This window comes from Mycobacterium arosiense ATCC BAA-1401 = DSM 45069, assembly GCF_002086125.1.
Lineage (GTDB): Bacteria > Actinomycetota > Actinomycetes > Mycobacteriales > Mycobacteriaceae > Mycobacterium > Mycobacterium arosiense.
Genome location: NZ_MVHG01000147.1, coordinates 1 through 5,559 on the forward strand (window position 1 = coordinate 1; position 5,559 = coordinate 5,559).

Here is a 5,559-nt window from a genome sequence, read left to right on the forward strand (position 1 = left end):
ACCTTCAATCACTCGGCTACGACACGCCGGTCACCAAATCGGTCCCCGACTCGTACACCACCTTGGCGGACGCAACCTCGACGGTATCGTCAAGCACACCAAGACAGCCGAAGCGCTCATCCCTACTACCGGTTCTTTTGCAAGCGGCCGTGCTCCAACAACGACTATCTGCCGACATTCAACCGGCCCAATGTCACCCTTGTCGACGTATCGGCGACCAAAGGCGTGGAACGGGCTACTGAAAAAGTGGCCTGACCCCGTTCGGTTGATCCACGGCTTATGAGAGTCTTGCAGCCCACGACGTGGGCAGGAAGGCTCAACAAGATCATGGCGACGAGGAAGCGGCACAGCCCCGAGCAGATCGTGCGCAAGCTGATGGCGGCCGATCGGTTCCTGGCCGAGGGTAAGGACACCGCGGCGGTGTGCCGCGAACTGGGTGTCTTCGAGGCCACCTACCACCGGTGGCGTAACCAGTTCGGCGGGTTGAAGGCCGAGGACGCCAAACGCCTTAAGGACCTCGAACGCGAGAACACCACCCTCAAACGCCTGCTGGCAGACGCGGAGTTGGAGAAGGACGCGCTGCGGGAGATCGCGAAGGGAAACTTCTAGGCCCGGAACGTCGGCGAGCGGCCGTTCGTCACCTCCAGCGGGTGCTGGGGGTCAGCGAACGGTGTGCCTGCCGCGTGACCGGGCAGCACCGCGCAACCCAGCGACACGCACCCGCTTCGACTACGCCGGAGGATCCCAACGCCGCCCTGCGAACCTGGCTTCGCCAGTACGCCAAGGACCACCCACGACGCGGGTTCCGACCTGCGTATCACGACGCCCGCGCTGAAGGCTGGGCAGTCAATCACAACAAGGTGCAACGCCTTTGGCGCGAAGAGGGGCTTCGAGTACCGCAGCGCCGACGCCGCAAACGCCATGGCAGCTCCACCGCACCAGCGACCGTAATCGTCGATGCGCCCAACCGGGTGTGGGCGGTGGACTTCCAGTTCGACTCCACCACCGACGGACGTCCAATCAAGATCGTTTCGATCATCGACGAACACACCCGCGAATGCCTCGGTGGGATGGTTGAGCGCAGCATCACCGGCGAGCACCTCATCGCCCAACTGGACCACCTGGCCGCCGAGCGTGGCACCTACCCGGCCGTGCTGCGCTGCGACAACGGACCCGAATTAGCCTGCAGCGCAATGGCCGACTGGGCCGCCGGGCAGGTCGGCCTGCACTTCATCCCACGCGGCGAGCCGTGGCGAAACGGCTACGTCGAATCCTTCAACTCCCGCATCCGTGACGAATGCTTGAACATCAACAGCTTCTGGTCGATGGCCCAGGCCCGGGTGCTCATCAGCGACTGGAAGCACGAGTACAACCACCATCGCCGGCATTCGTCACTGGGCTACCAGGCGCCAGCCCGTCACGCTGCCACCTGTACCCACCAATGAACGACTCCCGTTCGCCGTGGACCAGTTCACGGGGTCCGGTCACTCATGCGGTGGTCCTTATGATGTTGCGACCGTAGCCTAGTCTCGGTGAAACAATGTGGTTGAACCTCTTGCGTTACGGCTGAAGGTTCATTCTGTCTAAAACGTCGCCAGTCAGCGAGGTTTCAGGAATTGGTGGATGTAGTCGTGCCATTGCATCTGTTGTAGGTCGCCGTGGCAGACGTGGCCGTCGTATTCCCAGCGCGTTAGGCAGATCCAAGTGTCGACGTTGAGCCAGGCGGGGAAGTGGTTGGCTGAGATGACCTCGCCGTGCAGCTCGTAGTGGCGGCCGGTCGCGTCGGTCATCACCATCTCGACGGTGGTCGGGACCAGGGTGGTGTAGTCGTGGTGGACGCGGTTGCGGGTGGCGACGATGGGAATCAGTGTGTCGTCGCGGTAGATCCAGCCGCCTTTGGTGGGATCGCCGCCCGGTATTTCGAGATGACCCTTCCAGTCCGGGTTCAGATCCGGGTGATCGTGAGCCAGGCAGGCGAACATGAAGGTGTCGCTGAATACACCGGTCATCCAGGTGATCGGTGGCATCGTAGCGTGCTGTTCACTGCGCCCCTGACCCCACGAGCGATCCCGCACATGAGCGCAGTCCACTCGATAAGTCTTGCCGCGCAAGGTCAGTTCACCCCGAGCGCGCATCGCCTGCTCGAAGTGCAGGCCCGTAGCCAACAGCATCGGCTGCATCAGCGCCTCCGTCTCGATATCAAAGGCGTTCTGGCGTGCGTCGTCGACATAGCGCAATCGATGTCTTTTCAGCGGCTCAATCGTCTGCACGTGGTAGCCGTTGTCGAAACGGTAGTCCCACAAGTCATTGGCGAGCATCTCCTCGTCGGTAAAGCTTGTCCAATTGAACAGCTCGGACTGCAGCGCATGTGACTTGATGCCCTGCCACACCCACGCGCCACCGCTGACAACACCGAGGTTCGGGTGATGCCACAGATAGTTCATGGCATGGATATTTTCTTCTGGCACACTGAAACCGAAGTAGTGCGTTTCGGTCAACGTCGGCGAATGATTCAACTCTTTAAACTGCGGATGCAGCAAGTCGCAGTCGGGTGTGGCGGTCAGAAACGAGACGTTCTTGGTTTCCCAGAATGCCTGGTCTTGCGCTTCGGTGGTCATGTTTGCTCCCGTCCATGTAGTCACGTCACGTTTCGACACGCTGCCAACACGGCTGCAATAGCGGCTCGTGTTCTTCGCGTTCGGCATCTGTCATGTTGCGCTGTAGCGCGCCGAGGGCAACTAGAAGCATGTAGGCGGCCAGTTTCTTGAAGTACTCGAAGTCACGCAGCGGCCGCCCGCCCGCGGCGTGATATGTCGCCAGCCATTCCTCCTCGCTGGGCGGCATCAACAAGCCGCTGTCAGGCTCGGGCGCGAACAACTGGTTGACGACGCATTGCATCGCCAGATCGACCTCCGCGCGGCCCAGCGTCGATACCTCCCAGTCCAAGACAGCGACCAGGCGGTTTCCGTCAAACATGTAGTTATGCAGGTTCGCATCGCCGTGGATCAGTTCGGGTTCCCCGCTAGGCAGATTGTCGAGCAACCACCGCCGCACCGGCACCAATCGTGCGAAGTGCGGCAGGCGAACCCATTCCCAGGTTTGCCAGTACCAGTTGATACAGCGCTCCAGCGGTGCGCTGCCGTGCGCATTCATCACGAAGTTTTCCAGCCCGCTCGCTGAGATGTCGGTGGTATGAATAGCAACGAGGGCTTTCATGACCTGGCCGAGCATCTCCTCGCGATCGGCCGGCGAGACCTCCACAAGTGGCCCGCGCAGAAAGCACGCGGTGTGAGGCAAGATTCCGCGTGCACGCGACATCGTGTAGCCGGGTACACCAAGCCAACGACCATCAGGGTCTAGCCACACCGGCTCGGGCACGGGCACGCCGCTGCCTTGCAGGGCCCGTTGCACCTGGAATTGCCGCGCCATGTCGTATTCGAAGAAGAGCCGCCGCTCGGTTGCCGGCGCGTGACGCAGCACGAGTTCACGGGTAACCCGGCCTAGGCCGGACTCATAACTTGCGTCGAACAGCACGATGCCGCTCGACGCCCCGACTTCGCCAACATCACCGATCACTGTCACCTCGACGCCGCCCGCGACATCCCGCTGGTTCTCGATAAACCGGCGAATCTCCTCGCCGCCAACTTTGTGCACCACGGCCTTGCCGGTACCGATCACCGAACTGAGCATCGACTGCACATCAGCCATCACCAAAGTCCTCGCATTCGATACAGGCGCAACAGCCGTGATGACACCGCGGACTCGCTGCCCGCGCAGTTGTCACACGTGACCGGGCTGTCCTGCGCGGTCTGCAACAGACGTCCACTGGCGAATCGGAAACCATGGCACCAGCGAGGATGCATTTTCGTACCTCCAGCTCGTCAACCACGACGATCCGCTGTTTCGCGCGAACACGACGATCGCTAGGACATACGCAGGCGAGGCGGGCACGATAACCGTTCCCACGACGTCAGTCAGCGAAGGCGAGGTCGCAAGTATTGTACTGGTCTTGACAGTATCATTATTGCAGTAGTCTCCAAGAATGCCCATCGCGCGACTGGTCGAGCGCATTAACGGCTTCGTCGCCGCTATGCCGGAACCAAATCACGGCGCCGGTCGGCGATGAACTCATCGAGCAGGCGGCCGAACGCCAGATCACTTCCACTGTTGGTGGTTGCCGACCTTCACAGGCTTCAATCAACAGCTAACTGCTTACCCGCCCATCAAAGCCTGGATATTGCATTGTGATTGACAGTAGAGAAGCAATTCCATCATGCGTGTGACCGCGGATCGAATGTGCACTGGACAAATTCAGTGCCTAAAACCAGTGCGGTCGGTGATCGCCGGCGTAGATGCGGTCGTTTTGGCCACTGGCCGCATCCCACTCGACGGGAATGCCCGCGAGCTCGACGGCAACGTCAGGCAGCTTTGCACTATCGGCGATGCGCTTGGTGTACGGCCGCTCGCCACGGCGACCTATGAGGCGCAGAAATTCGCGCGGCTGATCGGCGAGCCCAATGCTCCGAGAAACGTTGCGGAGGCTTACTTTGCAGCCGACGACCCAAGCATTTATCCAGCCCCGGCAGGCTGATCGCAGTCATTTCGGCCACGGGCCCGACCGAGATGAGAGGAGCTGTCGGCGCATGCGAATGACCCCGCTACCGTTGGACCAGTGGGACGATCAGGCGCGTGATGCGTTGACCAGTGCCGTCATCGACGTCAATCTCAACGGTGTCTTTCACTGTGTGCGGGCGGTGCTGCCCGACATGTTGACCGCCCGATGGGGACGTATCGTCAACATCTCTTCATCCAGTACCCACTCGGGCACCCCGATGAAGTCGCATTATGTCGCAGCGAAATCGGCCGTCAACGGCTTGACCAAAGTGCTCGCCCTCGAATACGGCCCCCATGGCATCACCGTGAACGCGGTCCCCCCTGGTTTCATCGATAATGCCGCGCGGCGCGGCGATTCGACGAGATCACTATCGACGGTCTCATTGCGGCTACCCCCGTGCGGCGAATTGGTAGCCGCAAGACATCGCCGCCATGTGCGGCTTCCTGGTGTCCGAGGACGCCGGCTACATCACCGGCCAGATCATCGGCGTGAACGGAGGGCGTGTTACTTAGCGCATCACACTCGAATTTGCGTAATCGACCTTGGCGGAGATCTCCTCAAGCGTCGACGCTCGCAGCCCCCATTTCGTCCAGATGAATATGTGCAACCGTTCTGCTTGTGATTCCAACATGCTTGACATCATTGGCGACGTTAGCGGATTATGTTGTGTATCAGATAAATCCGCCGAATAGTCCGGACAAAAGATTAAGCATCGCCGGTCGGTGATCTGGCGCGACAGAGGGGAGTTCAGTGCAAACTCCACAGCTCGACGTCGACTTCTCAGATCGCGTGTCGGCGGCCGACGTTCCCGGTGCTTGAAGAGATCTGTGCCGTCGGACGTGTCGTATGGAACGGGGCAGCCGGCGCTGAACCGCCCCGGCGAGTCCGGAGACTTACTGGTTTGAGGACTCAGCCAGCGGCTGGTCTCCGATTCTGAGCGTAGT

Annotated in this window: 5 protein-coding genes and 1 pseudogene; 3 read left to right on the forward strand and 3 right to left on the reverse strand. The window is 60.7% G+C overall.

From position 1 onward, the window contains the following. The first annotated feature begins 327 nt into the window (after positions 1-327). Positions 328-1,445 (forward strand): IS3 family transposase gene (locus tag BST14_RS27295; RefSeq protein ID WP_142279646.1). Its coding sequence is split into 2 segments (ribosomal slippage): positions 328-595 and positions 595-1,445, totalling 1,119 coding nucleotides; the frame shifts between segments, so codons are not numbered across the junction. A gap of 153 nt (positions 1,446-1,598) precedes the next feature. On the opposite strand, the gene BST14_RS27300 is transcribed toward BST14_RS27295, so the two are convergent. Beyond that, positions 1,599-2,618, reverse strand: a complete 1,020-nt coding sequence (locus tag BST14_RS27300) for a DUF7064 domain-containing protein (RefSeq protein ID WP_083067406.1) — start codon at positions 2,616-2,618, stop codon at positions 1,599-1,601. 25 nt (positions 2,619-2,643) lie between these two features. Then, on the reverse strand, positions 2,644-3,708 hold the full coding sequence (locus BST14_RS27305) for a phosphotransferase family protein (RefSeq protein WP_083067407.1): 1,065 nt from the start codon (positions 3,706-3,708) through the stop codon (positions 2,644-2,646). 619 nt (positions 3,709-4,327) lie between these two features. Here BST14_RS27305 and BST14_RS30470 point away from each other — a divergent pair. Together BST14_RS30470 and BST14_RS27310 are read left to right on the forward strand one after the other, a co-directional pair. Next, complete coding sequence (locus BST14_RS30470) at positions 4,328-4,591, forward strand: hypothetical protein (RefSeq protein ID WP_169926126.1); 264 nt, start codon at positions 4,328-4,330, stop codon at positions 4,589-4,591. Between the two features lie 118 nt (positions 4,592-4,709). Then, positions 4,710-5,127 (forward strand): annotated as a pseudogene (locus tag BST14_RS27310) (SDR family oxidoreductase); the annotation flags it as partial. On the opposite strand, the gene BST14_RS30625 reads toward BST14_RS27310, so the two are convergent. Beyond that, positions 5,124-5,559 (reverse strand): hypothetical protein (locus BST14_RS30625; RefSeq protein ID WP_211280829.1); only part of this gene is annotated, 436 nt, incomplete at its 5' end. The pseudogene BST14_RS27310 and the gene BST14_RS30625 sit on opposite strands and share 4 nt — an antisense overlap.